Genomic DNA, 26,646 nt, shown 5'->3' on the forward strand with positions numbered 1-26,646 from the left:
CAAATCCAGCCGGTGGCAACCGCCGGCTCCCCTGTCTTGAAAGCATCGTCATGACGTTTGGCATCAGCCTCGCTCCGCAACACCGGGTCTATGCCGGTTTTGCGATCTACTCGTTCGGCATGGGCAACATCTTTCCGCGGCTGCCCGACATCAAGCATGCCATGGGCATCGAGGACGGCACGCTCGGGCTCAGCCTGATCGGGACGCCGATCGGCACCTTGACCGCGCTGACGCTGGCGGCGCCGATCCTGGAGCGCGTCGGCTTCCGCCGTGCATTGCTCGGGCTGGTCCCGCTTTTGTCGGTAGCCTATGCCCTTGCGGTGCATGCGCCTGGGCCGCTCGCGCTGTTCCTGATGCTGATTCCGGTCGGCCTGATGATCGGCAGCGTCGAGATCATCCTCAATGTCGAAGCCGACAGGACCGAATTCCTGCTCAAGCGTCGGATCATGAACCGGGCGCATTCGTTCTGGAGCATCGGCTTTTTCGGCGCCGGCCTGTTCGGCGCGGCACTTGCGCATCTCGGCATATCGCCGCAACTGCACCTGGCGATCGTCGTACCGATGGTGGCGATTGGAATAGCGCTGTTTCTCGGCGGTTACGAACCGGCGCCGAGCCGCTTCGCCGGCAATGACGAGACGGCGCCAAGGCTGGCGCGGCCGACACTGCCGATCCTCGTCCTCGTCGCAGTGACACTGTCGGCAATGCTGATGGAAGGCGCCAGCATCGACTGGTCGGCGATCTATATGCGCACCGTGTTCGATGCAGGCCCGTTCGTCGCCGGCTTCACGGTGGCGCTGTTTGCATTCTCGCAAGCGAGCACGCGCTTCTTCGCCGACAGCTTTGTCGAGCGCCACTCGCCGAGCGGCGTGGCCCGGGTGCTGCTGGCGACGATGGCGGTAGGCGTGCTGCTCGTCTTCTTCTCGCCTGCCCCGCACATATCGATGCTGGGCTTTGCCCTACTGGGCATCGGCAGCAGTGCGATCTTTCCGCTGGCGATCTCGGCGGCCGCCCAGCGGACGGACCGCTCCGCGGCAATCAATGTCGCGGCGCTGTCGCAGATCTCCTTCGTCGCATTCCTGCTCGGCCCGCCGCTGCTCGGCTTCGTCTCCGACCATTGGGGCATCCGCTCGGCCTTCGGCATCGGCATCCCGTTTATCATCCTCAGCCTGCTGACCGCCGGCTCGCTTGGCCGAAGGGCGGCCAGCCCTGTCGCGCCGGCGGCTGGCGAAGCGTTGGCGAGGGCTCACGAAGCTTGAACGGCCGCACCTGAAAGCCACACACCTGTTGGCGGCCGGATAAGCCGCTGGCAATAGCCGCACCGATGGTTCAGAACTGCGGAGCCACCTAGATGAGAATGACGTTTCGTTGAATCGTCATACTCATCTAGCTCTTTGTCGAAGCATGATCTTTTCCGAAAACCGGTTCCCACTTTTCGGGATCATGTTCTAAGCATCGGTTCCGCATGTCCTCGATCCGCCCGCTGATCCCTCTCCTCATCGCCGCCGGCATCCTGCTTGGGGGCAATGGGTTGCAGGGCACGCTGATCGCGTTGCGTGGCGCGCAGGAAGGATTTTCCGCCTCCGACATCGGCCTGATGGGCACGTTCTATTTCGCCGGTTTCCTGCTCGGCTGCCTCGCCGTCACCCGCATCCTCAAGGCGGTCGGCCATGTCAGGACGTTTTCGGCGCTCGCCGCGACCGCCTCGGCCGGCACGCTGCTGCTGGTGCTGGTGATCGATCCCGTGATGTGGTGCGCGGTGCGCTTTGCCGGCGGCTTCTGCTTCGCCGGCCTGTTCACCGTCATGGAAGCCTGGCTGAATTCCGGCGTCGAAAACAAGGATCGCGCGCGGGTACTCGCCATCTACCGCATGGTCGATATCGGCTCGGTGACCGGCGCGCAGTTCCTGATCCCGATCTTCGGCCCCGGCGGCTTTGCCATCTTCGCCATCATGTCGATGATGATCACGCTGTCACTGGTGCCGGTGTCGCTTGGCGACCGCTCCAACCCGACGCCGCCGGAAGACGTCAAGCTCGACCTCGCGCGCGTCTGGCGAATCTCCCCGCTCGGCTGCTTCGGCTGCATCTGCGTCGGCGTCACCAACAGCGCCTTCCGCACGCTGTCGCCGGTCTATGCCGAGCAGATCGGCATGTCGGTGGCCGATGTCGTCACCTTCGTCAGCGTCGGCATCTTTGGTGGCGCGCTGATCCAGTACCCGCTCGGCTCTCTCTCCGACCGCTGGGACCGGCGGGCGGTGCTTTTGGCCACGACCTGCGGCGCGATGCTGGCGGCGCTGGCGCTGGCGTTCGTCGCCGGGGCCAATCCGACCCTCAATTTGATCATCGTCTTCATCTTCGGCAGCTTCGCCATGCCGCTCTATTCGCTGTCGGCGGCGCATTCCAACGACCGCGCCGACAAGGGGGAGTTCGTGCTGATCAACGCTGCTTTGATGCTGTTCTATTCCTTCGGCGCCATTGGCGGCCCCTTCGCGGCGTCGACGGTGATGCAGTATTTCGGACCGGGCGCCCTGTTTGTATTCAGCGCGACGGTCTATGCCATCCTCATCGCCGTCATTGTCTATCGCATGCAGGTGCGTGGCAGCGTGCCGGCGGGCAAGCGCAGCCGCTTCACGGCGCTGCTGCGCACATCGACCGTATTCGCGCGGCTGGCACGCAGGAATGGCGATTCCGACGGATCGACGGATACTTGACCGAAGGGCGGCTTGACGAAAGCGCCCACGGCTGAAATTGAAAGAGAACCTTACCCGTTACTAAAAAGCGATTTGATGCACGTCATCACCACCCAAAATGAGCTCGAGTCCGTTCTCGCCGCTTTTGAAACGTCGGATTTCGTCACCGTCGACACCGAATTCATCCGCGAAACGACGTTCTGGCCTATCCTGTGCCTGATCCAGATGGCGGCGCCCGGCGTCACCGCGCTGATCGATCCGCTATCGCCCGATATCAACCTCGCCCCGTTCTTCCGGCTGATGGCCAATGAAGCAGTGGTCAAGGTTTTTCACGCTGCGCGGCAGGACATCGAAATCATTGTCCATCTCGGCGATCTGGTGCCGCATCCCGTCTTCGACACCCAGGTTGCGGCCATGGTCTGCGGCTTCGGCGACAGCGTTTCCTACGACCAGCTGGTGCAGCGCATCACCGGCGCCCGGCTCGATAAATCCTCGCGTTTCACCGATTGGCGCCACCGGCCGCTGTCCGACAAGCAGCTCGATTATGCGCTGGCCGACGTCACTCATCTGATTGATGTCTACAAGCACCTCAGCGCCGAACTGGAGCGGGAAAACCGCGCCCATTGGCTGAACGAGGAAATGGAGGTGCTGACCTCGCGCGAGACCTACGATCCGCACCCCGAAGACGCCTGGAAGCGGCTGAAGATGCGGCTGCGCAAGCCGCAGGAGCTGGCGATCGTGCAGGCGGTGGCGGCTTGGCGCGAGCGCGAAGCCAGGGAGCGTGACGTGCCGCGCGGCCGCGTGCTCAAGGACGACGCCATATACGAGGTCGCCCAGCAGGCGCCACGCGATGGGGCAGCGCTCGGCAAGCTTCGCACCACGCCGAAAGGCTGGGAACGTTCATCGACGGCAACTGCATTGCTCGGCGCGGTCAACACCGCGCTCGCCTTGCCCCGGGAAGAGATGCCGAAGCTGCCCAAGAGCTTTCAGCCGCCCGAGGGTTCAAGCGCGGCCGCGGAGCTGCTGAAAGTGCTGTTGCGGATCGTCGCCGAGAAGGAAGGCGTCGCCTCGAAAGTGCTGGCGTCCAGCGACGACATCGACCGCATCGCTGCCGAAGGCGAAGCCGCTGACGTGCCGGCGCTGCAGGGATGGCGGCGCGCCGTGTTCGGCGAGGCCGCGCTGAAGCTGGTGCGCGGCGAAATCGGCATCAAGTTCGACAAGCGCAAGATCGCGGTGTTCGACCTGTAGCATCCGCCTTCCCCTCTCCCCTCTCCCATTGTGGAGAAGGCAAAGTCAGCGCCTGCTCAAACCAGGCCGAGCAGGTGCAGCGCGAACCAGATCCAGGCCAGCAAGAGAATGATCGCGCCCAGGTAGAAGGCGCGGCTGCGAAAGCGAAGATTGTTGCTGGTCAGGTGGACCCAGGCATGGCCATAGCGGGAAATCACGAAAATCCACATCAAGGCCAAGGTCAGATAATTGACGCCATTGGTCGCGTGGAGCGCCAGGCACAGCACGTAGAACAGCACCGGCAATTCGAACTGGTTGATGAGATTGTTGGCGACCGTGACGCTGGACGCCGGCTCGGTCGTGCGCACCTTGTATTGGCCAACCTTGGCCTCGCCTGTTTTGACCGCACCGTACCGGCGCCGGCCCATCACGCAATAGACGATATAGACGAGCAGCACCTGCGCCAGCATCGGCCAGAAGATTGCGGTCTGGCTCATGGCGTTGCCCCTGCCTTGTTGTTCATGCCTGTGGACGTCGCCGGCTGGCGACGATGAAGGCCGCGATGACGGCGACAGGTATCGCCAGAAGTACGAATTTGGTGACGATCAGCGACGAGGCGAAGGACAGCGAATCCGGATTGGCCGACAGCGCATCGGACAAAAGCCGTGCCACCGCAATGTTCTGGGCATAATCGGCGCAGGTGTAGGGCAGCACCACAACCAGCGCCAACAGCGACTGTACCTGTACGGGCAGGGCGCGAAAGGGCTTCAGCCGCCGCCCTGTGGCAAGGATCAGGCTGACCATGGTCAATGACAGCAGCGCCGGGAACAGAAGGTCAAAGGTGAGGTAGTGCCAGACGAGGATGATCTCGCTGCCGCGCCGGCCGAGCGCTGTCAGCCAGGCCATGCCCTCATCCGGCGTGAACCCTTCAAAGCGCACATCGAGCGACGACAGGCCGCCGCTCAACTGCCGGAAATAGAAGAATTCCAGCAGCGTCATGGCGATGAAAACCGCCGCGGAGGCAAAACAAAGCGCGCCCGCATGGCGCGCCAGCCGCAGCACGATCGTCGCCTGATGGCGCCAGAGCATGTGCCGCTCTGGCTGCTGGTCAGGCTCCGCCAGGATAATTCGGGCTTTCGCGGGTAATCGTGACGTCATGGGCGTGGCTTTCACGAAGTCCGGCGTTGGATATGCGCACAAAGGTGGCGCGTTCGCGGAAATCGGCGAGATCGCGGCCACCGACATAACCCATAGCGGCTTTTAGCCCGCCTGCAAGCTGGTGCAGCACGCCAGACACAGGTCCTTTGTAAGGCACCTGCCCTTCAATGCCTTCCGGGACAAGTTTCAGCGTGTCGCGCACCTCGGCCTGGAAGTAGCGATCGGCCGAGCCGCGCGCCATGGCGCCGACCGAGCCCATGCCTCGATAGGCCTTGAAGGAGCGGCCCTGATGCAGATAGACCTCGCCCGGGCTTTCATCTGTGCCTGCGAGCAGCGAGCCGATCATGGCTGCACTGGCGCCGGCGGCGAGCGCCTTGGCCAGGTCGCCCGAATATTTGATGCCGCCGTCAGCGATGACCGACACGCCGGATTTGTGCGCCGTCTCGACAGCCGACATGATTGCCGACAGCTGTGGCACGCCGACGCCGGCGACGATGCGGGTGGTGCAGATCGAGCCCGGGCCGATGCCGACCTTGACGGCGTCGGCCCCGGCATCGATCAGCGCCTGCGTGCCTTCGGCAGTGGCGACGTTGCCGGCGAGAATGCGCACCGAATTCGAGAGCTTCTTGGCACGCGTCACGGCATCGAGCACGCGCTGCGAATGGCCATGCGCGGTATCGATGACCAGAAGGTCCACACCGGCATCGATCAGCCGTTCGGCGCGCTCGAAGCCGTCATCGCCGACGCTGGTGGCGGCGGCGGCGCGCAGGCGGCCCTGCGCGTCCTTGGTGGCATGTGGGTTCAGCTGCGACTTCTCGATGTCCTTGACGGTGATCAGGCCGACGCAATTGCCTTGCTTGTCGACGACGACGAGCTTCTCGATACGGTGCTGGTGCAGCAGCCGCTTGGCTTCGTCCTGGTCGACGTTCTCCTTGACCGTGATCAGGTTCTCACGGGTCATCAACTCATAGACCTTCTGCGAAGGATCCGAGGCGAAGCGCACGTCGCGGTTGGTCAGGATGCCGACCAGGCGGCCGATCTTCTGGCCGCCGGTGCCGCCATTCTCGACCACCGGAATGCCCGAGATGGAATAGGTGCGCATCAGCGCCAGCGCATCGGCCAGCGTCGCGTCGGGGCCGATGGTGACCGGGTTGATGACCATGCCCGATTCGAATTTCTTGACCTGGCGCACCTGCTCGGCCTGTTCGGCCGGCGAGAAATTGCGGTGGATGACGCCGATGCCGCCGGCCTGGGCCATGGCAATCGCAAGCCTCGCCTCGGTGACCGTGTCCATGGCGGCCGACAGGATCGGCACATTGAGGTCGATGTCGGTGGCGATGCGGGTGCGGATATCGGTCTCACCGGGCATGACCTCGGAGTGACCGGGCTGCAGCAGCACGTCGTCAAAGGTCAGCGCCAGTGCGCCGGTGGACGTTTCAATGATTTTTGCCATGGCCAGTCCTTCGAATACGAAAAAGCGATGGGAGAATACAAAAAAGCGCTGGACCGCAATGGACAGCGCCGACTCGTTTCTTCCCTTTCAGGATTGGCGCTGGCTGGTACCACGTCGCGATGGCGTTGGAAAGAAGATGATTGCATCTCACCGCAAAGTGTTGCGGTTGTCCTGTTAGCCGCCACCAAGGCTTGCGGTCGCACAAAAGTGACAGCAAATTAATGCGACATCGGGGGAAAGGCGTGATACCGCCCACTTGTATCGGCTTGCCCCCGGCCGGCACGCAATTTTTGACCAGTCCGGACGCGTTCTTTGAACCGCATCATTCCGCTCATCCTTGCGGTCGCCTTGTTCATGGAAAACATGGATTCGACCGTGATTGCGACATCGCTGCCGGCGATCGCCGTCGACATCCACACCAGCCCGATCGCGCTCAAGCTGGCGCTGACCGCCTATCTCGTGTCATTGGCGATCTTCATTCCGATCAGCGGCTGGATGGCCGACCGGTTCGGCGCCAAGAACGTGTTTCGCGCCGCGATCGGGGTGTTCATCGTCGGCTCGATCGCCTGCGCCATTTCCAATTCGCTGCCGGCCTTCGTCGTGTCGCGCTTCCTGCAAGGCATAGGCGGGGCCATGATGACGCCAGTCGGCCGCCTGGTGCTGGTGCGCGCGACGCCAAAGAGCGAACTGGTCGCCGCCATGTCGTGGCTGACCGTGCCGGCGCTGGTTGGGCCGCTTGTCGGCCCGCCGATCGGCGGTTTCATCACCACCTTTTTCACCTGGCACTGGATCTTCCTGATCAACGTGCCGATCGGCCTGATCGGCATCTGGCTTGCCACTCGCTTCCTGCCACAGACCGATGCTGCCGAGACACCGCCGCTCGATTTCATTGGCTTCGTGCTCTCCGGGCTCGCGGCGTCGGGTGTGGTGTTCGGCCTGTCGGTTGTCAGCCTGCCCTATCTGCCGCCGATTATCGGCTTCGCCACCGTGGCCCTCGGCCTGGTGTCAGGCGCGCTGTATCTGCTGCACGCGCGGCGGGCACAAAATCCCCTGCTGGCGCTCGAACTGTTCCGCAACCAGGTGTTCCGCTCCTCCGTGCTCGGCGGCTCGCTGTTTCGCATCGGCATCGGCGCCGTGCCGTTCCTGCTGCCGCTGATGTTCCAGATCGGCTTCGGGCTGACGCCGTTCCAGTCGGGCATGATTACCTTCGTGTCGGCCATCGGCGCCATCGGCATGAAGTTCGTCACCGCGCTGATCTTCCGGCTTGCCGGCTTCCGCCGGGTATTGATCTGGGGCTCGCTGATCGCCGCCGCATCGATCGCCATATACGGCCTGTTCACGCCAGAGACGCCTTACGCGCTGATGCTGGCCACGTTGCTGGTCGGCGGCTTCATCCGCTCGATGTTCTTCACCGGCGTCAACGCGCTCTCCTATGCCGAGGTGTCGGCCGAAGACACCAGCAAGGCGACGCCGATCACGGCGGTGTTCCAGCAGTTGTCGATCGCGCTCGGCGTGGCGCTGGCCGGCGGCATCCTGGAAGTCTCGACCTCGATCCATGGCGGCCCGCTGATGCTCAGCGATTTCCATATCGCCTTCTTCATCGTGGCGGCGGTCTCGGCGGCGGCGTCAATATCGTTCATGCGGCTGGCGCCGGATGCCGGCAACGCGGTGTCGGGACATGGCCGGTTGACGACGCCGAAGACGCTGGAGCCGGCCAGATCACCGGCAGAGTGAGTTTCCAACGCTGGCGGGACAGCACCCCCCTCTGGCCTGCCGGCCATCTCCCCCGCAAGGAGGGAGATCAGATGCCGTCTCGGCCTTCGCCAATCTCCAACACCTGAAGGCTGGCGAAGCGTTGAAACCGCCAATCTCCCCACGGGGGAGATGTCCGGCAGGACAGAGGGGGTGTGCCGGATCACAACCTTATTCTAGGCCGTCCCGCCCTTTGAAGTCTTTCGCCAGCAGATACAGTTCCACCGACTCATCGCGCGACGCCGGCGGCTTGACGTGGTGCACCGAACGAAAATTCTTCTTGAGCATGGAGAGCAGCTCGTTTTCGGCGCCGCCCTGAAAGGTCTTGGCGAGGAAATGTCCGCCCGGTTTCAGCACCGACAGCGCAAAATCGGCAGCCACCTCGCACAGATGCATGGTGCGGATGTGGTCGGTTCGCTTGTGGCCGGTGGTCGGCGCGGCCATGTCGGAGAGCACGACATCGGGGTCACCGCCCAACGCTTCGGCGAGCTTTTGCGGCGCCTCTGGGTCGAGGAAGTCCATCAGCAGCACCGGCGCGCCGGGCACGGCATCCATTTCGAGATAGTCGATGCCGACGACATGTGGGTTTTCCGCGGTGGATTTCGTCCGCGCGGCCGCCACCTGGCACCAGCCACCGGGGGCCGCACCGAGGTCGATCACCTTCATGCCGGGCTTCAGCAGATGATGCTTGTCGTCGATCTCGATCAGCTTGTAGGCCGCGCGCGAGCGGTAGCCGTCGGCCTTTGACCTCTGGACGTAGGGGTCATTGATGTGGCGCTGCAGCCAGCGGCGCGACGATTCCTTCAGGCCGCTCTTCTTCTTGATCCGCGTCTTCAGCACGCGAATGCTGGCAGAACCTGGTTTTTCCGGTTTTTTGGTCATTGCCTGATTTCTTGCCCGAGCGTGATCTTTTGCGAAAACCGACTTTTCGCCTCGATTCTGTAATTGGGGATCAGAATTTCTGATCCGGGTTTTGTCGCTCGCGTCGTCGTTCCTATTTTTCTGCGGCCGTGGGTTTCATGAACGCCTTCCCCCACTCCGTCGCCGCTTCGCGGCGCCACCTCTCCCCCCTCCGGAGGGAGAGGAAAGGCGCCAGCCCGCATAGGTTCGCGCCCTTGCATAAGCTTCCGCCGTTCCTCTCCCCCGTCGAGCGGGGGAGAGGTGTCGAGCGAAGCTCGACGGAGTGGGGGTCGACCATTCACCAACATGGCACAGCTAGCTTCACGCTCGGCCTCGCCCACTGTTGCGCCAGACGCCGTCGTCGGCCATCAATTCGCTCAGAATCCCCTCGCGCAGGCCGCGATCGGCAACGCGCAGGCGCTCCGATGGCCACACGGCGCGAATGGCTTCGAGGATAGCACAGCCGGCCAGCACCAGATCGGCGCGGTCCGCGCCAATGCACGGGTTGGCGCAGCGCTGCTGGAAATCCCAGCCGACCAGCTTTTCGACCATGCGGTCGACGCTGTCGCGGTCCATCCACAGTCCGTCGACGCGGCGACGGTCGTAGCGTTCGAGATCGAGATGGACGCCGGCCAGCGTCGTCACTGTTCCGGACGTCCCCAGCAGATGGAATTTTGGGCTGGCCAGCACATGGCTCAGCCGGTCGCGGCCGTCGAAGGCTTTCAGTCGCACGGCGACATCGTCGACCATGGCGGCAAAGATCTCGCGGGTCACCGTGCGGCCGCCGAAGCGCTCGGCCAGCGAGACCACGCCGACCGGCAGCGATGTCCACGACACGATGTGGTTGGCCAGCCGCGGCGAGCGCTGGCCAGTGAGGTCGATCAGCGCGATTTCAGATGAGCCGCCGCCAATGTCGAACAGCACAACGCCTTGCGTGTCGCGCTCGACCAGCGAACCGCAGCCCGACACCGCAAGGCGGGCCTCGGTCTGACGGTCAATGATCTCGAGTTTCAGCCCTGCCTCGCGCTCGACACGTTGCAGGAATTCTACGCCGTTATCTGCGGTGCGGCAGGCCTCGGTGGCGATCAGCCGCGCCTTCCTGATCTTGCGGTTGCGCAATTTGTCACCGCAGACCTTCAGCGCCTCGACGGCGCGGTCCATCGCCGCCTGGCTCAGGTGGCCATTGGCGGTCAGCCCCTCGCCCAGCCTGACGATCCGCGAGAAGGCGTCGATGACGCGGAACTGGCCATGACGCTGCGGCACCGCGACCAAAAGCCGGCAATTGTTGGTGCCGAGATCGAGCGCGGCAAAGACCGGCAGTTCCTGCATTGGCGGCCGCTGAGTGGGCTGTTCTGGCCTGGGCTGCGGAGCCGGAGGTGCGACCAGAGGCGGGGCAGCGACGCTGACGGCCGGCGGGCCGGCTGCAACAAGGTGCGTCGATACCGCCAACTCATCGCGTGCAAAAACCTTGCGTCCGCGCCGGCGCTTGCGCCGCTTTCTCGTCTTGCCTCGCTGATGCTGGGCGTCGCCGGCCTGTCCGTCACCGGACTGAGGCCCCGCCTGGCGGGGCCGCCCGGCGGAGGGGCTCGGCCGACCTGACGGCGGCGAAGCCCTGGACACGCCCACTTCCGGCGCGCCTGCGCCGGTGTCGTGGTCTTCCACTTCGGGTCCTTCCGGCGCCGCGCGAACCGGAAACCGGACGCAGCAGGCACCTAAATGTTTTAAGTTGCCGCCAGAGTATCAGTGCCGGACCGGATCACCAAGAGCAGCGGGTCAAATTTTGCCGGCATCATGCAGCGGCAATGCTTTTGGGGTGGAATAGCGCGGCTTGTCCGGTTGAATAGCCGGCTTCAATGAGGCATTTCTGAAATGAGGGGTAGTGTTGGTGAATCGCGGGTTTTTTCGCGCCCGCCTGGGCGATGGGCAGCAACGCATGACGAGAACTCCATGAACTGGAGGCGCTATCTGTGGCCGGTCATCGGCATTGCAGCGGTGATCTTCTCGCTGCTTTTGCTGTGGCATGAGCTGCGCGGCATTTCGCTCGACGATGTCTGGGACGGCATCGTCGCCATCCCGACGCGCGGCTGGGTGCTGGCGGCGCTGAGTGCGGTGGTCGCCTATGCCTCGCTCGCCGGTTACGACCACATCGCGCTGCTGCACATCGGCAAGAAGGTGTCGTGGCTGTTCGTCACCTTCTGCTCCTTCACCACCTACGCGCTGTCGCACAACATTGGCGGCTCGGTGTTGTCGGGCGCCGTGATCCGCTACCGCGCCTATGGCACCAGGGGGCTCACCGGCCAGGATGTCGGCATATTGGTGGCGATCTGCTGGATCACCTTCGTGCTCTCCAGCCTGCTGGTCGGCGGCCTGGTGCTGGTGTTCGAACCGCAGATCATCGGCCGCTTCTCCGGCGCACCCCATCACGGGCTGTCGATCGCAGCCGGCCTCGCTTTGCTCATTCTGGTCGGCTCCTATGTCTTCGGCAGCTGGCTGCATCTGAAGCCGCTGAAAATCGCCGGCTTCCAACTGCACTATCCGGCGCTGCCGATCGTGGCGCGGCAATTGCTGATCGGCCCAATCGAACTTTTGGCAGCGGCTGCGATCATTTTCTTTGCCCTGCCCGTCGCCGGCAATCCCGGCTATTTCGTCATCCTCGGCGTGTTCCTGGTGTCATTCTCCGTGGCGCAGATCTCGCATGCGCCGGGCGGGCTCGGCGTGTTCGAGGTGGTGTTCCTCGCCGGTCTGTCCCAGATGGACCCGGTTGGCGTGCTGGCGGCACTTCTAGTGTTTCGCCTGTTCTACCTGATCATCCCGCTGCTGATCGCGCTTGGCGTGGTGCTGTTCTTCGAGCACTCGCAATACAGCCGTGGCGAGACGTAGCGCCCTGCCCGCCCGAATGGACGCACAAACCAAAAGCCCGTGATTGAAACGCAGCGCAGGCTTGACTATTTTCCGGCGGCGGCTACAAGGCACGCGCGGCTGCTTCGGCGGCCCACCAGCGCGACAGCGCCTGCTGGGGAATAGGTTAACGGTAGACCCACGGACTCTGACTCCGTTAGTCCTGGTTCGAATCCAGGTTCCCCAGCCAAACCATCTCCTTGAATTTCCTGCAAAACTTCCTCTGAGAAAACTCGGAAGAACAGGAACACGCTATGGACATCGGACGCACTGAAACCGGCACAGCCAAGGCTATCACTTCGTCGGCTTCCGCAATGACCGCTATTTTGCTGCCGCGTTCATCCATTGGAACACCATTCGGCCGGCCGTCTGCCGCTGATAACTAGGCCAGCGCGTTTATTGCCTTGCCGGTACCGGCTTAGCCCGGGACCAAAGTCCGGCTTGTGGCTGGCCTCAAGCCAGCGCAACATCACTGAGAAACCCGACGGTTGACGGCCTGGATCGCAACAGATAAGGCGGCCCAGGCTTTTGGTTTTTCGGGGGCGATGTTTGAGGGAGCAGCGCATTGTTCGTCGATTACTACGAACTGTTGGAGATCAGCCCGAACGCCAACTCGGAGACGCTTGAGCGAATATTCCGCTATTTTGCGATGCGCTATCATCCTGACAATCAGCAAACCGGAAATGAAGCCCGCTTCAGTGAAATAGTGGAAGCACACAACGTCCTGAAAGATCCGGTCAAGCGCGCCCAGTACGACATCTCCTATCGAGAGCATGCCGGTCTGCACATTCAATTGGTGGAGGAAGCAAGCGACGCCAAGGGCGTTCAGAAGGACGCCGTGGTCCAAGCCAAACTGCTTTCTCTGCTCTATGTGAAGCGCCGCCAGGATGTCAGCAACCCCGGCATTGGCGACGTCGAAATCGAACGCTTGTTAGGCTGTCCGCGGGAGCATCTCGAATTCCATCTCTGGTACATGAAGGCGAAGGGGTGGATCGCAAGAATTGAGAACGGGACAATCGCGATCACGGTTGAAGGCGTCGACCGCGCCGATTCCGAACTGCGTCGCGATACCAGCGTGCGGCTCCTGGGACCGTAGAACACTGAACCGTTGACCCAGGCTACTTGCAGGTCCGGCGGGACCGCAGCGAGGCTGTGTTCAAACAGGGATTCACATCGTCGATACCGGTTCGATCCAGAACCTGGCATGGAGGCGCTATTCGATGATCTCTCGAACGCCTTGAGCTTGCCAAGAGTCCCAGAGCGAAGAAGATCGGTGGCCGCTGGTGCGTGCACTGGCTAAGCTTCGTACAGCTTCCTGCACAAGGCCACGTCATGCCCACCGATAGCCAGTACATTTTCGAGAGCGTCGCCCAAGGATGCGTGACGCTTTCCGATGACGAGTTCGTCATCGACAGGCTGGTGAAATATGTCGGCAATGGCAGGATCCGCTGGCACGTCGAACTGCGTGGGCATCGCGTCGAGCTGACCACCGGGCAGATCAAGAAACAGCCGACCTTCCGCAGGAAAATCCTCGAACAGGCTGGTGTGCTGCCGCCCCAGCGTGCCGGCGCCGACTACCGGCGATGGGCGCTCGATCTGAGGAGGAGCGCCATCGAGCTTCCCTGGCGCGACAGGCCGGTCGATGCCGGTTTTGCCATCGACAGGCTCGCCAGCCACGGGGATGGGCGCTGGACGGTTGAATACCAGGGCAAGACCATCAAGTTCACGACGACCAAGCTGCGCAGGCAAGTCAGTTTCCGCAAACGCATGCTGGCCAAGGCCAAGGTGCTGCCGCCCGAACTGGCCCCGGCTGCCTATCGAAAGTGGATGGACTGGCTCATTCAAAACGCCACAGAGGCGGCACCGCAGGCCGGCGAAACCTCGGTCACAGAGAAGAGCTGGCTTGACGACCTGCCGGAGCTGGCGGGCTGGGAAGATGAAGCGCCGCAAGGGACCGACTAGGGCAGCGGCATATCGGAATGCCCACCAAAACTGCCCAGCGATAAGCGCCTGTTTGGCCAGGCATTCCTGCGCAGGAATTTGGTCGCCGGCCAAGCCGGCGGCCGGCGCCGCTCATCCAAGAGATTGCCTGAGAAGGCGCCGGCCCGGCGGGCATTGGGGTACCCGCCGCCGCTACATTAGCACTGGCGCATGGATCTGACATGGAGCGAACGCGGAAGCCGGCAGCCGCGGCATTACAGCAATTTTTCCCAAGACCCTGAGCCCGCAACGCTGCAGTGATTGTGGCGCCGACGTTGCAGCGTTTTGGCGCAGCTTGCCGTGGAGACAATCATGACGACGTTTCTCACCGCTCTCGGATCTGAAGGTCCCCCGGCCGACCGGGCAAAAGATATGGATCTGTATGGCTGGTTGATTGGCAGCTGGGACATGGACACGGTCCACCACCGCGACGACGGCACAATTCAGAAATGGGATGGCGAATGCCATTTCGCCTGGGTGCTCGAAGGCCGCGCCATTCAGGACATCTGGATCAGGCCCAGGCGCCCTGCCCCCTCCACCATGTATGGCACGACCTTGCGCATCTTCGATCCCGGGATCGGCGGCTGGCACATCATCTGGAGCGATCCGCTCAACCAGGACTATTCGCGCCAGATCGGGCGGGCCGAGGGCCAGGACATTGTCCAGATCGGGGCCGACTCGCGCGGTCTGCAGGCCCGGTGGCGGTTCACCGAGATCACTTCCGACAGCTTTCACTGGATCGGCGAGGAGAGACGCGCGGAGAGCGACCCCTGGCGCGTGACGTATGAGCATTTCGCGCGCCGTTCCTGAAGCACGGCTGCGCGTTCGCCGCCAGCTGTATCAGCCGGCCGTCTGGTGCCCAGCACCTTGGCCTTGCCGGTTGGGCTGAGATCGGGCGAGGTACAAAACATATATTAGCGCGAGCGCAACTAAAACCAAGCGAGTATCTCAAAGTCCGCCGAGAGAAGTGCGCCCAATAATCTCATATGTACTGAGCGCGAACAGAGGCTAGACAAGCGAAGATTCCAATAGCATTGTTGTCAATGGGACGGGGCTCGACCGGCAAGCGCAAACGATGCTTGTCGGTGGTTGGCACAAGCTAAACCGTACAGCCGTAATTGCCACGGTTGTAAGACAAGGAGTCCCAACGATGCCGAACCCAAGCCAGACCAGCGATCAATGGTGGGTCAACGACCAGACGCCGGACAATCCGTATGGCAAAAGCGAAGATTACGGCGCCTTCCTCGACTACCTCGGAGCGCTGGACCGGTCGCTGACGCCGGCGATCGCGGCGGGAACGCTTCGGATCAATGTCTCTGACCTCAACGACCATCCCGAGTACAAGGCCGCCGCGATCGGCGCCTTGCAGATGTGGGCCTCGGTCACCCCTCTGAAGTTCGAAATCGTCGACAATGCGCCATACAATAGCGCAACGGACTGGATGCAGGTTGTCAGCCCGGAACTGGGCGAGGAGGACGACGGCAGCGCCTATTCCAACGACCGCTATGTCAGCATAGGCCAGCGTTTCCACGACACCGAGCACAACAAGACCGATATTGGCGGCTATGTGTTCGATTCCTTCATCCATGAATTCGGTCATGAGTTCGGCCTGAACCATCCCGGCCTCTACAATTACAGCGGTCCCGGCGGCGTACAGATCAATTACCTGAACAATGCGACCTGGACCTACGACCGTCAGCAATACAGCGTCATGTCCTATTTCGACGGGATCGATGTCGGCGAACCCACCCGCTGGTCGGCGGCAACGCCGATGATGGCCGACATCGAAGCCGTCATCCGCCGCTTTTTCTCGACCGTCGACGAGAACGGAGTGCGCACCTACCAGCATATCGACCTCAACACGGGCGACAACGTCTACGGCTTCGGCAGCACACAATATGGCTACCAGCTGACCTCCTCGGGCATGCAGCACGATGTCGGTTTTGTGATCCATGACACCGGCGGAACCGACACGATCGACTTCTCGGGCTCCACGGCCGGCACGATCCTTGACCTGCGGGCGGGACAGTTCTCCAGCGTCAACGGCCACAGCAACAATGTGTCGATCTTTGCCGGCCACAACGCCGATGGCACTGACTATTACATCGAGAACGGCATCGGCAGCAGCCATGACGACGTCCTGATCGGCAATGACGGAGACAACGTGCTGGATGGCCGCGGCGGCGGCGACCGCATGGCCGGCAATGGCGGTGACGACACCTACTTCGTCGATTCCCTCGACGACATCGTGCGCGAGGAAGCCAATGGCGGCGACGACACGGTCATCCTGATGTCCAGGAGCCTGCGGATCGGCAACATCGCCAACGTCGAACACATCATCTACGCCGACGAGTCGACACCCCAGCCGGGAGATGGCGGCGGCGAAACGCCTCCCATCATCGGCGACAACACGATGACCAGCGTCATCATCGGCGACAATGGGAACAATTCGCTCGACGGCGGCGCCGGCAACGACACGATCTTCGGCCAGGGTGGCGATGACCTCATCATCGGTGGCCGCGACTCGCTCGCCAGCCGCGACATCAACAACACCATCGACGTCGCCGACCTTCCCGACCAGACCGAGAGCGACGACGGCAACGACACGCTCTATGGCGGCAATGGCAACGACACCATCCTCGGCGGCCAGGGCAACGATATTCTCGACGGCGGCAACGGCGACGATACGCTGAGCGGCCAGGACGGCGTCGATATATTCAGGGGCGGCGCGGGCGTCGACACGGTCGACTACAGCAAGGAAAGCCCGTTCCAGTTGCTCGTCAACCTCGAGACGAACGTTGCCAATGGTGGCACCGGCACGGGCGACACCTTCTACAGCATCGAGAACCTGATCGGGTCTGATGACCGCATCGACCGTTTCATAGGCACGTCCGCGGCAAATCATTTCTGGGGCCGGGGCGGCGGCGACTACTTCAATGGCGGCGCCGGCAACGACATACTTGATGGCGGCAACGACGGCGACATCCTCTACGGTGAAGGCGGCAACGACACGATCATCGGCGGCGCCGGCCAGGACTATCTGGATGGCGGCGCCGGTATCGACACGGTCGTCTACGAAGGCAGTTCCTCGGGTGTGACGATCGACCTCGCCAATGGCACGGCCAATGGCGGCGACGGCGATGGCCCGGTGCAGATCGTCGGGCGCGGCACCGTTATCCGGCACGACATCCTCGTCGGCTTCGAAAATGCCGTCGGTTCATTCTTCGATGACCATCTGATCGGCAACGCCCAGGCCAACAATCTCTCCGGCGGCGCGGGCAACGACACGCTGACGGGCGGCGGCGGCGCCGACACATTGAATGGCGGCGCCGGCAGCGACACGGCGGACTATGCCGACGCGACCAGTGGGCTCAGCCTCAAACTGGGTGGCGGCAAATCCGGGGGCGACACCTATATATCGATCGAGAATCTGGCCGGTTCGGGCTTCAACGATCACCTGACGGGCGACGGCTCGGCCAATGTGCTGACCGGCCAGGGCGGCGCCGACAAGATCGACGGCGGCGGTGGCGATGACACCCTGCTCGGCGATTTCGCCTATCAGGGCGATGCTCCGCCACGCCCGGGTATGGGCACCGGCTACGCCACGCTCGGACCGGACGCGACGAACAATTCGACCTCAACTGCCTTCGACATCTCGAACAACTTCTCGCTGGCCGCCGACCCCGACATTTTCGATTCGACGACCACGCTTCACACGACCGTCAACGCCACCGGAAACGGCCTGGGCGCGTATTACAGCGTCAACCTGGCGGCCGGCACGATCATCACCATCGACATCGATGGAATTGCCGACCCCAACGTCCATGACAGCATCGTCAGGCTGCTGGACAGCGATGGCAATGTCGTCGCCCAGAACGACGATGGCGGCGACGACCCCGGCTCCACAAATGGCAGGGATTCGAGCACGAGCTTCATCGTCCAGGAGACCGGAACCTACTATATTCTGGAAGGCCGCTGGTCGGACACGGCTCCGGGGGATGGCTGGGTGGAAGAGGTGCCGGTGGGCTCGACATACAAGGTGAACGTATCGGTCGAATTCCCGCCCGCGCCGGCTCAGCCGGGCGTTGCGGGCGCCGACACGCTCAACGGTGGCAGCGGCAACGACCTGCTGGATGGCGGGCTGGCTGCCGACACGCTGACCGGCGGCGCGGGCCAGGACTATTTCCGCTTCTCGACAGAACTCGGGAACGGCAATATCGACTGGATCAAGGACTTCAAGGTCGCCGACGATACGATCCTGCTGGACAACCTCATCTTTGCCAGTGTTGGCGGCGATGGCGCCCTCGCCCTGGGCTCATTCTACAAGAGCGCAGCCGGTGCTGCTCATGATGCCGACGACCGCATCATCTACGACACCGACAGTGGAATATTGTCTTACGACGCCGATGGTTCCGGACAGGAAGCAGCCATTCAATTTGCGCACCTGAACACAAACCTGGATCTTTCGGCTGCAGACTTCATTGTCATCTAACGCGTTACCAGGAGGGGTGCTGCCAGGCTCCCTCCTGAACAGCGTCGCGTTGAAACGGATAGAGGCGACGCGTTTTTAGTCTTCGGTTTTGTGCATGCCACGGGTCCACGTTTGGGCAACATGCATTGGTACGACGCTGGTCACCCCTGTGCAGCTGGCAGAGGTAACGCAGCGAAAAAGGGAGAGTACGGATGACCGACCGCCGCACAGTATTGATGGCCGCCGGAGTCGCGGCTGTCGCTGCGGCCGCCGGGGCAGCGGCTGCGCAATCGACCGATATTCATGGCGCGGTCACCTTCGTGGGCGGCAAAACTATCCCGGAAGGCCATCTCGAGATCTACCTCGAGGACCCCGCCATTCAGGACAGTGCGCGACATCGCGCCGCGAAAACGAGCCTCAAAAGCGAGGGCGACTCAAAGACGATAGAATTTTCGTTGCCCCTGCCCGCAAGCTCGACTGCTTCACCAACGCTGCAGGTCGTTGCGCGCCTGGAGCGTGCGGACGGCTGGCTGCTCGCGCGAGGCAGCGCACAGTTCGAGGCGGGCTTGCCCGTCCATGTCATACTCAAGGCAGTTATGTATTGAGGGGCGAGATGCCATATTCTGATTGCGAGCCTGCATGCAGCTGACGCCATCGCCGCCGCTTACGCTGGTCGGAATTCTGTCGTCCTTTCGACGTGCTTTTTCGGGCATTGTCCTGATGAGCGGGGTCGTCAACGTGCTGACCCTGACGGGCTCGTTCTTCATGTTGCAAGTCTATGACCGGGTCGTTCCGGGCCGCAGCGTGCCGACGCTGGTCGGCCTGGCGGTGCTTGCGGGAACGCTGTTCGTGTTTCAGGGGGTGCTGGAGCTGATCCGCTCTCGCCTGATGGTGCGACTGGGACAGGGGTTGGACGCAAAGCTGAGCCCGTCGGTCTATTCGGCGCTGATGCGCCTGCCGCTGCGCGCCAAGCCTTCCGGTGACGGACTGCAGCCCTTGCGGGACCTGGACCAGGTTCGCGCCTTTATCGGCAGCGCCGGACCGACCGCGCTGTTCGACCTGCCATGGATGCCGCTCTATATCGGCATCTGCTTTATCTTTCATTTCTGGATCGGCGTTACCGCGCTTGCCGGCGCTGTTGTCCTGTTTGCGCTGACGCTTCTGGCCGAATTCCGGACCCGCGGTCCGACAAGGATCGCTGGACAGCACGCAGCCGTCCGAAGCACGTTGGCCGAGGCGACAAGGCGCAATGCCGAAGCCATGCAGGCCATGGGTTTTGGCGGGCGTATCGCCGAGCGCTGGCATGTCGTCAATGCCGAGTACCTGAACGCCCATGCGGCGGCCAGCGATGTGGCGGGAACGCTTGGCACGATTTCCAAGATCCTGCGATTGATGCTGCAATCCGCCATGCTGGCGATCGGCGCTTATCTGGTGATCAAGCAAGAGGCGACCGGCGGCATCATGATCGCAAGCTCGATCATGATGGGCAGGGCGCTGGCTCCGATCGAACTGGCGATAGCGCATTGGAAGGGTTTCATTGCGGCGCGGCAAAGCTGGGCACGCCTGAAGCAGCTGTTGGCTGCGCTGCCGGAAGGCGCAACCGGCGTAACCCTGCCCGCGCCGGTCAGCGCGCTGGTGGTTGAGAATGTCAGTGTCGCGCCACCGGGCGAACAGAAGCCGGTGGTGTGGGATGCCAGTTTTTCACTGGCCAAGGGATCGGGCCTGGGGGTCATCGGTCCGAGCGCTTCCGGCAAATCGTCGCTGGTGCGTGCGCTTGCGGGTGTCTGGCTACCGGCGCGGGGCGCCGTGCGGCTGGACGGCGCGACGCTTGACCAGTGGCCGAGCGAGGAGCTCGGCAAACATATCGGCTATCTGCCGCAGGATGTGCAGCTGTTCGACGGATCGATTGCGCAGAACATCGCCCGCTTCGACCCGGATGCGTCATCCGACATGGTGCTTGCGGCGGCCAAGGCCGCCGGCGTGCATGATCTCGTGGTGCATCTGGCCGACGGTTACGATACAAGGGTCGGCGAAGCTGGTGCTTCGCTGTCGGCCGGGCAACGGCAGCGTATCGCCCTTGCGCGCTCCCTCTATGGCGATCCGTTCATGGTCATCCTGGACGAGCCGAATTCCAATCTCGATGCGGACGGTGAAGTGGCCTTGTCCGCCGCCATCCAGGGCATCAGGGACCGCGGCGGAATCGTTATCGTCGTCGCGCACCGATCCACTGTCCTGGCCAATGTCGATACGGTGCTGGTGATGGCCAATGGGCATGTGCAGGCCTTCGGCCCGAAAGATGAGGTGCTGAACAAGGTTTTCCGAACGGCAGCACCGCTCAAGGTCGTTGCCGCCGCGGAGAGAGGCATTCCGGCATGAGCGAGGACAGAAGCGCTTTGCATCATAAGCAGGTCCACCGCTATCTCGTGGCCGGGGTTGCTACCTGTCTGCTGCTTGTCGGAGGTGTTGGCGGCTTGGCGGCCGTGACCAAAATGTCGGGTGCGGTGATCGCAGCTGGTCGGCTGGTGGTCGATTCCAATGTAAAGAAGGTTCAGCATCCGACGGGCGGCGTGGTCGGCGAGATCAGGGTGCGTGAAGGCGACCGGGTCAAAGCCGGCGATATTCTGGTGCGCCTGGATGAGACTACAACGCGCGCCAATTTGGCGATCGTCTCAAAAGGTCTGGACGAGTTTTATGCACGGTTGGCGCGCCTGGAGGCGGAGCGTGACGGCAAGGACACGATCAGCTTTCCGGAGGTTTTGACATCGCGGCGCGACGAAGCTGGTGTCGCCGCATCGATGGCCGGAGAACAATCACTGTTCGATTTCCGGCGCCAGGCGCGATCCGGCCAGCGATCGCAATTGCGCGAACGGATCGCCCAGTTGACGCAGGAGACCGCCGGCCTGACCGAGCAGTTGCAGGCCAAACGCCGCGAGATCGAGCTGATCCAGATCGAGTTGGAAGGCGTGCGGTCGCTCTGGCATCGCAAGCTGATAGGGATCGAGCGCATGACGGCGCTGGAACGGGACGCGGTGCGGCTCGAAGGCGAGCATGGGCAGTTGACGGCGGGAATTGCCCAGGTGAAAGGCAAGGCGTCCGAGATCGAACTGCAGATCATCCAGATCGACCAGGATCTTCGCAGCGAGGTCGCGAACGACTTACGCGAAGCGCAAGGGAAGATCTCCGAGTTCGTCGAACGCAAGGTGGCGGCCGAGGACCAGCTGAAGCGCATCGATCTGCGCAGCCCGCAGGATGGCGTGGTGCTGCAGCTGGCCGTGCATACGATCGGCGGGGTCATCACGCCCGGCGAACAGGTGATGCAGATCGTACCGGTTACGGACGACCTGACCGTTGAAGCGCATATTGCACCGCAGGATATCGACCAGGTGACGATGGGCCAGAATGCGATTTTGCGCCTGTCGGCCTTCAACCGGCAAACCACGCCGGAACTGACCGGAACGCTGTCGCGGATCTCGGCGGATCTCACCACCGAAGAGCGCACCGGAGCAGCCTTCTATGTTGCGCGGGTGACGCTGCCGAAAACCGAGGTCGCCAAGCTGCGCGGCCTGGCGTTGGCGCCGGGCATGCCGGCCGAAGTGTTCTTCCCGACGGGCGATCGGACGATGCTTTCCTATCTGGTGAAGCCGCTGTCGGACCAGATCGAGAAAGCTTTCCGGGAAGAATGAAGCCGCACCCTTGAGAGCTGGAGCACCGGGACCGGCTGGCTGCCGGTCCCGAAGGGTTAGCCCTACTCTGCCGCCTCGTAGCCCGCTATGCCCTTGATCTCAAGGAAATCCTCGAGCCCGTATTCGGCATATTCGCGGCCGTTGCCGGATTGCTTGTAGCCGCCGAAGGGCAGGCCGGCGTCCCACTGGGGATAGTTGATGTAGACGTTGCCGGTGCGCATGCGGGCGGCGACCTCGCGGGCCTTCTGGATGTCCTTGGCCTGGATGTAGGAGGCCAGCCCATAGACAGTGTCATTGGCGGTGCCGACCGCCTCTTCGACGGTGTCATAAGGCATGATTGCCAGGACCGGCCCGAAGATTTCTTCCCTGGCGATGCGCATGTCCGGCGTGACGTCGGCAAACACGGTCGGGCGGACGTAATAGCCGCGGTTGAGCTCGGCCGGGCGGCCGGGGCCACCGGCGACCAACGTCGCACCTTCGTCTATGCCGGCCTGGATCAGGTCCTGAATCTTGTCGAACTGAAGCTGGCTGACCACCGGGCCGAGCTTGGAACCGGCGGCATCAGCGGGGCCAACGGTGAATTTTTCCGCCGCCGTTTTGGCATAGGAGGCCGCCTCGTCATGGCGGTCGCGCGGCACGAACATGCGCGTCGGCGCGTTGCAGGACTGGCCTGAGTTGCTGAAGCAGCCGGCGACGCCCTTGCTGACGGCCTTTTCCAGATCGACATCGGGGAACAGGATGTTGGCCGACTTGCCGCCAAGTTCCTGATGCACGCGCTTGACCGTGTCGGCGGCCGCCTTGGCAACCAGAATGCCGGCGCGGGTCGAGCCGGTGAACGACATCATGTCGATGTCGGGGTGGCTGGACAGCGCCTGGCCGACGCCCGGGCCGTCGCCATTGACGAGGTTGAAGACGCCCTTCGGCACGCCGGCCTCGTCGATGATCTCGGCGAAGATGATGGCGTCGAGCGGCGCGATTTCCGACGGCTTCAGCACCATGGTGCAGCCGGCGGCGAGTGCCGGACCGACCTTGCAGGTAATCTGGTTCAGCGGCCAGTTCCACGGCGTGATCAGGCCGACGACGCCGATCGGCTCCTTGACGATCAGGTTCGGGCCCTTGACGTGGCGGAATTCGAACGACTTCAGCACTTCGGCGATCTTTATGAGATGCGCCAGCCCGATACCGACCTGGCTGTCGAGCGCCATCTGGCGCGGCGCGCCCATCTCGCGCGACACGGCCAGCGCCAGATCGGCGCTGCGCTTCTTGTAGACCTCGATGACGCGGTTGAGGATGTCGAGGCGCTCTTCGGCCGAGGTGAAGCCGTATGTATCGAAGGCGCGTTTTGCCGCGGCCACTGCCTTGTCGACATCGGCCTTGGAGCCGAGCGAAATCTGCGCGAAGGCATCCTCGTTGGAGGGGTCGATGACATCGAAACTGTTGGGCACGACCGGATCGACCCAGGCGCCATCGATATAGAACTGCAGATTGTGAGACATGGACTTCTCCCTGGGGTCGCCAGCAAATGTGGGGTGATCGTCGTATTCTTCTAGAGATAACGATGCGCAAACGGTGCTGTCAAACGCCAGCGCCAAATGCAAGGGGCCAAGCGATTGAGCCAGACCTGAGGCGGTCGGGACTGCAAGCGCTAAAGCAGTGTATGGCCGGCGTCTGTCAGAAGAACGGCGGCCCTTGGCGCATCAGCGGCCTTCACCAGCAGATGGTCGCCGTCGAAGGTCGATACCAGGAAAATGCCCAGTTCGTTTTCCGACAATGGCTTTATCACCGACAGCACGATGCCTGTTTCGTCGAAGGCAAAGGGACCCTGGAGTTTCAGGGCGACCCAGTCCCTGTCGTGCTTCACGCCGTCCGGAACCCGCTCCTGAAGGCAAACGACCGAAAGCTCGTCCTCGGTCCTCGTGATGCTGACGAAGCCCGGCCCGTCGGCCCAGCCGGGAATGCTGTCTTTTGCTTCGAGGCGCGAAACCGCGTACCGCCCCGGGAGTGGTTTCAACCGGACCCTGATTGCCATCCGAACCTCCCCTCTTTGTCGGCGATCACGCCAGCCGCTTGCTCATATAGACCGTCATGCCGTTCATGAACGGCTCTTCGCGGTCGATCGTGTAGCCGTGCTTGCGGTAGAGCGACACATTGGCCTCGAACGCGCCGTTGGTCAAAAGGCGCAATTCGCGGCGGCCGGCCGTGCGTGCCTTCTCTTCGGCCCGTTCGAGCAACAGCCGGCCGATCCCCCTGCCCTGCGCGTGCGGTGCGACGCAAACATTCTCGATCCACAGGTGATCGTCCTCCAGCATGGTCTCGATCATGCCGACGATGCGGCCGTCCTCGACAGCGAGATCGAAGGGATGTTCCGCAATTGCCTTGTCATAGTCGGCGCGCATCGGCATCGGCTCGCGGCCGATTACCGGCACCCATCTGGCATAGGCGGCGCGCACGATGTCCCTGATCGCGGCGGCATCGGTGGGCTCGGCCGGCCGAAACCGGATGGAAGAATCCATAACAATGCTCCAGACATGAAAAACCCCGCCGGTGGACGATGCGGCGGGGCTGGAAACGAACGAACCGGACTTATCGTGCCGGCCTTTGTCGTCGCGCAATCAGCTTGCCGCTCCGCACCGTGCAGAGGCGACGTCGCTTGGCGATGGCGAGCGAGAAAACGAACATGGCGCCAAGCTGGAGCAGGAACATCGGCGCGTCAAGATTTTGGAATTGGCCCAGCCTGTCCGACACAGTGGCACTTGGTCAAGGCCAATCGTTCGAAAAAATCGATCATTATGACCAAAACAATTCGTTGGTAAGATTGATTCTGGAATGGCATTCCTCCGGCGTACTCGCTTGGAGCATCGCATTGTCTTCCGTCACCCACATCGCGAACGAAATTCCGAAAAGCCTGATTTCCGCCGATCTGGCCGCGGGCCGCAAGCGGCTCGACCAGGTGTGGAACGGCATCATTCCCGGCATCGTGCTGGTGGCGATGATCACGGCGGTCGCCTTCTCCGCTCACAATGTCTCCGGCTTTGCGCTGTTCAGCCCGATGATCCTCGCCGTCGTCGCCGGCATGATCTATTCCAACGTGCTCGGCACGCCCGCGCATGCCAAGGCGGGCATCGCTTTTTCGCAAAAGCGCCTGCTGCGCTTTGCCATCGTGCTGCTCGGCTTCCAGCTGACGCTTGGCCAGGTCGTTTCAATCGGCGCCAGCGGCGTCGGCATCGTGGCGCTGACACTCGGCGCAACCTTCGTCTTCACCATCACGCTCGGCCGCCTGCTCGGCGTCGATCGCAAGCTGGCGCAGCTGATCGCCGCCGGCACATCGATCTGCGGCGCTTCGGCCATTGTCGCCACCAACATCGTCACCGATGCGCGCGACGAAGACGTCACCTACGCCGTCGCCTCGATCACGCTGTTTGGCACAATCGCCATGCTCGGCTTTCCGCTGCTGGCGCCTCTGCTCGGCCTCGACCAGCATGCGTTCGGCCTGTGGGCCGGCGCCTCGATCCACGAGGTGGCGCAGGTCATCGGCGCCGGTTTCCAGAACGGCGCCCAGTCCGGCGAGATCGCCACCGTCGCCAAGCTCACCCGCGTCGCCATGCTGGCGCCGATGGTCATCGCGCTCGGCATGATGGCGCGGCGCAAGAGCAACCGGTCAAGCGATCAATCCGGGGCGCGGCCGCCGATGCCGTGGTTCGTCGCCGCCTTCATCGCCGTCGTGGCGCTGAACAGCCTGGTCACGGTACCGGCCGAAGTGAAGTCGGCGATGGCGCTCGGCACCACCATGATGCTGACCATGGGGCTCGCCGCCATGGGCCTGCAGGCCAACATTTCGCAGCTGCGCTCGCGCGGCCTGCGCCCGCTGGCGCTCGCCTTCTCGGCCTTCCTGTTCATCGGTTGCTTCAGCCTGATGCTGGTGAAGTTCGCTTAATCCTCGAACGAACTCGCCGCGACATAGATCGCGGCCAGCGCCTCGATGCCGGCCTGGTCTTCCTTGTCGAAGCGGCCGGGCATCGGGCTGTCGAGGTCGATCAGGCCGAAGACACCGTCATTGTCCCTGAGCAGCACGACCAGTTCCGAGCGCGACTCCGCGTCGCAGGCGATATGGCCGGCAAACTCGTGCACATCCTTGACCAGCATCGACATTTCGAGATCGATCGCGGTGCCGCACACGCCCTTGCCGACGGCGATGCGCACGCAGGCCGGCTTGCCCTGGAACGGCCCGAGCACCAGCTCCTCGTCGGAGGCCAGGAAATAGAAACCGGCCCAGTTGAGATCGGGCACCATCTGGAAAATCAGCGCCGATGTGTTGGCGGCATTGGCGACCGAGTCGCTCTCGCCCTCCAGCAGCGCCTTCAACTGGGTGGCCAGTTCGCGGTAGAAGGCCGGCTTGTCGGTGCTGTCGATGGCCTGGGCCGCAAACATTTGATGTCTC

Annotated in this window: 22 protein-coding genes and 1 tRNA gene; 14 read left to right on the forward strand and 9 right to left on the reverse strand. The window is 62.9% G+C overall.

The features are described from left to right. Positions 1-50: 50 nt before the first annotated feature. From ACWGTO_RS21015 to rnd, 3 genes are all read left to right on the forward strand, one after another. Positions 51-1,256: an MFS transporter gene (locus ACWGTO_RS21015; protein WP_454576722.1), complete on the forward strand. Its 1,206-nt coding sequence runs from the start codon at positions 51-53 to the stop codon at positions 1,254-1,256. 206 nt (positions 1,257-1,462) lie between these two features. Beyond that, the gene (locus ACWGTO_RS21020) at positions 1,463-2,707 is read left to right on the forward strand and encodes an MFS transporter (protein WP_454576723.1); all 1,245 of its coding nucleotides are present in this window, start codon (positions 1,463-1,465) and stop codon (positions 2,705-2,707) included. Positions 2,708-2,782: 75 nt separating this feature from the next. Then, a complete protein-coding gene (gene rnd / locus ACWGTO_RS21025; protein ID WP_454576724.1) occupies positions 2,783-3,934 on the forward strand; it encodes a ribonuclease D in 1,152 nt (383 codons plus the stop codon). Between the two features lie 56 nt (positions 3,935-3,990). Here the strand turns inward: rnd and ACWGTO_RS21030 are convergent, their stop codons facing one another. Genes ACWGTO_RS21030 through guaB form a run of 3 tightly spaced genes read right to left on the reverse strand, consistent with a single transcriptional unit; the run spans position 3,991 to position 6,524 of the window. Beyond that, a complete protein-coding gene (locus ACWGTO_RS21030; protein ID WP_454576725.1) occupies positions 3,991-4,410 on the reverse strand; it encodes an MAPEG family protein in 420 nt (139 codons plus the stop codon). Between the two features lie 22 nt (positions 4,411-4,432). Next, positions 4,433-5,002: a hypothetical protein gene (locus tag ACWGTO_RS21035; protein WP_454576726.1), complete on the reverse strand. Its 570-nt coding sequence runs from the start codon at positions 5,000-5,002 to the stop codon at positions 4,433-4,435. Between the two features lie 19 nt (positions 5,003-5,021). Next, positions 5,022-6,524, reverse strand: a complete 1,503-nt coding sequence (guaB, locus tag ACWGTO_RS21040; protein WP_454576727.1) for an IMP dehydrogenase — start codon at positions 6,522-6,524, stop codon at positions 5,022-5,024. Positions 6,525-6,836: 312 nt separating this feature from the next. Here guaB and ACWGTO_RS21045 point away from each other — a divergent pair, with 312 nt between their 5' ends. Further along, positions 6,837-8,258 carry an MFS transporter gene (locus tag ACWGTO_RS21045; RefSeq protein ID WP_454576728.1) on the forward strand — a complete coding sequence of 474 codons (1,422 nt, stop codon included), beginning with the start codon at positions 6,837-6,839 and terminating at the stop codon, positions 8,256-8,258. A gap of 189 nt (positions 8,259-8,447) precedes the next feature. Here the strand turns inward: ACWGTO_RS21045 and ACWGTO_RS21050 are convergent, their stop codons facing one another. Further along, positions 8,448-9,158, reverse strand: coding sequence for an RlmE family RNA methyltransferase (locus tag ACWGTO_RS21050; RefSeq protein ID WP_454576729.1), 711 nt, complete (start codon positions 9,156-9,158; stop codon positions 8,448-8,450). A gap of 339 nt (positions 9,159-9,497) precedes the next feature. Then, positions 9,498-10,838 (reverse strand): Ppx/GppA phosphatase family protein, encoded by a 1,341-nt coding sequence (locus tag ACWGTO_RS21055; protein WP_454576730.1) that lies wholly within the window; start codon positions 10,836-10,838, stop codon positions 9,498-9,500. A gap of 285 nt (positions 10,839-11,123) precedes the next feature. On the opposite strand from ACWGTO_RS21055, the gene ACWGTO_RS21060 reads away from it, so the two are divergent. From ACWGTO_RS21060 to ACWGTO_RS21100, 9 genes are all read left to right on the forward strand, one after another. Continuing rightward, positions 11,124-12,056, forward strand: a complete 933-nt coding sequence (locus ACWGTO_RS21060) for a lysylphosphatidylglycerol synthase domain-containing protein (RefSeq protein ID WP_454576731.1) — start codon at positions 11,124-11,126, stop codon at positions 12,054-12,056. Positions 12,057-12,190: 134 nt separating this feature from the next. After that, positions 12,191-12,264: transfer RNA gene (locus ACWGTO_RS21065), tRNA-Gln, on the forward strand. A 375-nt stretch (positions 12,265-12,639) separates the two neighbouring features. Beyond that, the gene (locus ACWGTO_RS21070; RefSeq protein WP_454576732.1) at positions 12,640-13,170 is read left to right on the forward strand and encodes a DnaJ domain-containing protein; all 531 of its coding nucleotides are present in this window, start codon (positions 12,640-12,642) and stop codon (positions 13,168-13,170) included. Positions 13,171-13,406: 236 nt separating this feature from the next. Next, complete coding sequence (locus ACWGTO_RS21075) at positions 13,407-14,036, forward strand: hypothetical protein (protein ID WP_454576733.1); 630 nt, start codon at positions 13,407-13,409, stop codon at positions 14,034-14,036. A 303-nt stretch (positions 14,037-14,339) separates the two neighbouring features. Further along, on the forward strand, positions 14,340-14,864 hold the full coding sequence (locus ACWGTO_RS21080; protein ID WP_454576734.1) for a hypothetical protein: 525 nt from the start codon (positions 14,340-14,342) through the stop codon (positions 14,862-14,864). A gap of 340 nt (positions 14,865-15,204) precedes the next feature. Further along, entirely contained in the window at positions 15,205-18,546 is a 3,342-nt protein-coding gene (locus ACWGTO_RS21085; RefSeq protein WP_454576735.1) for a M10 family metallopeptidase C-terminal domain-containing protein, read from the forward strand. 191 nt (positions 18,547-18,737) lie between these two features. Next, positions 18,738-19,130: a hypothetical protein gene (locus ACWGTO_RS21090; RefSeq protein WP_454576736.1), complete on the forward strand. Its 393-nt coding sequence runs from the start codon at positions 18,738-18,740 to the stop codon at positions 19,128-19,130. A gap of 34 nt (positions 19,131-19,164) precedes the next feature. Then, positions 19,165-20,901 carry a type I secretion system permease/ATPase gene (locus tag ACWGTO_RS21095; protein WP_454576737.1) on the forward strand — a complete coding sequence of 579 codons (1,737 nt, stop codon included), beginning with the start codon at positions 19,165-19,167 and terminating at the stop codon, positions 20,899-20,901. After that, positions 20,898-22,208, forward strand: coding sequence for an HlyD family type I secretion periplasmic adaptor subunit (locus tag ACWGTO_RS21100; RefSeq protein ID WP_454576738.1), 1,311 nt, complete (start codon positions 20,898-20,900; stop codon positions 22,206-22,208). The genes ACWGTO_RS21095 and ACWGTO_RS21100 overlap by 4 nt, the downstream gene beginning before the upstream one ends. 62 nt (positions 22,209-22,270) lie before the next feature. Here ACWGTO_RS21100 and ACWGTO_RS21105 read toward each other — a convergent pair whose 3' ends face one another. The 3 genes from ACWGTO_RS21105 to ACWGTO_RS21115 all read right to left on the reverse strand — a co-directional run bounded on the left by ACWGTO_RS21105 (position 22,271) and on the right by ACWGTO_RS21115 (position 24,727). Next, on the reverse strand, positions 22,271-23,704 hold the full coding sequence (locus tag ACWGTO_RS21105; protein ID WP_454576739.1) for an aldehyde dehydrogenase family protein: 1,434 nt from the start codon (positions 23,702-23,704) through the stop codon (positions 22,271-22,273). A 149-nt stretch (positions 23,705-23,853) separates the two neighbouring features. After that, positions 23,854-24,237 (reverse strand): ACT domain-containing protein, encoded by a 384-nt coding sequence (locus tag ACWGTO_RS21110; RefSeq protein ID WP_454576740.1) that lies wholly within the window; start codon positions 24,235-24,237, stop codon positions 23,854-23,856. Between the two features lie 25 nt (positions 24,238-24,262). Further along, positions 24,263-24,727, reverse strand: coding sequence for an N-acetyltransferase family protein (locus ACWGTO_RS21115; protein ID WP_454576856.1), 465 nt, complete (start codon positions 24,725-24,727; stop codon positions 24,263-24,265). A gap of 344 nt (positions 24,728-25,071) precedes the next feature. Here ACWGTO_RS21115 and ACWGTO_RS21120 point away from each other — a divergent pair, with 344 nt between their 5' ends. After that, a complete protein-coding gene (locus tag ACWGTO_RS21120) occupies positions 25,072-26,142 on the forward strand; it encodes a YeiH family protein (protein ID WP_454576741.1) in 1,071 nt (356 codons plus the stop codon). Here the strand turns inward: ACWGTO_RS21120 and ACWGTO_RS21125 are convergent. Further along, the gene (locus tag ACWGTO_RS21125; RefSeq protein ID WP_454576742.1) at positions 26,139-26,636 is read right to left on the reverse strand and encodes a GAF domain-containing protein; all 498 of its coding nucleotides are present in this window, start codon (positions 26,634-26,636) and stop codon (positions 26,139-26,141) included. The genes ACWGTO_RS21120 and ACWGTO_RS21125 overlap by 4 nt on opposite strands. Positions 26,637-26,646 lie beyond the last annotated feature (10 nt).

This window comes from Mesorhizobium sp. PL10 (assembly GCF_053714315.1).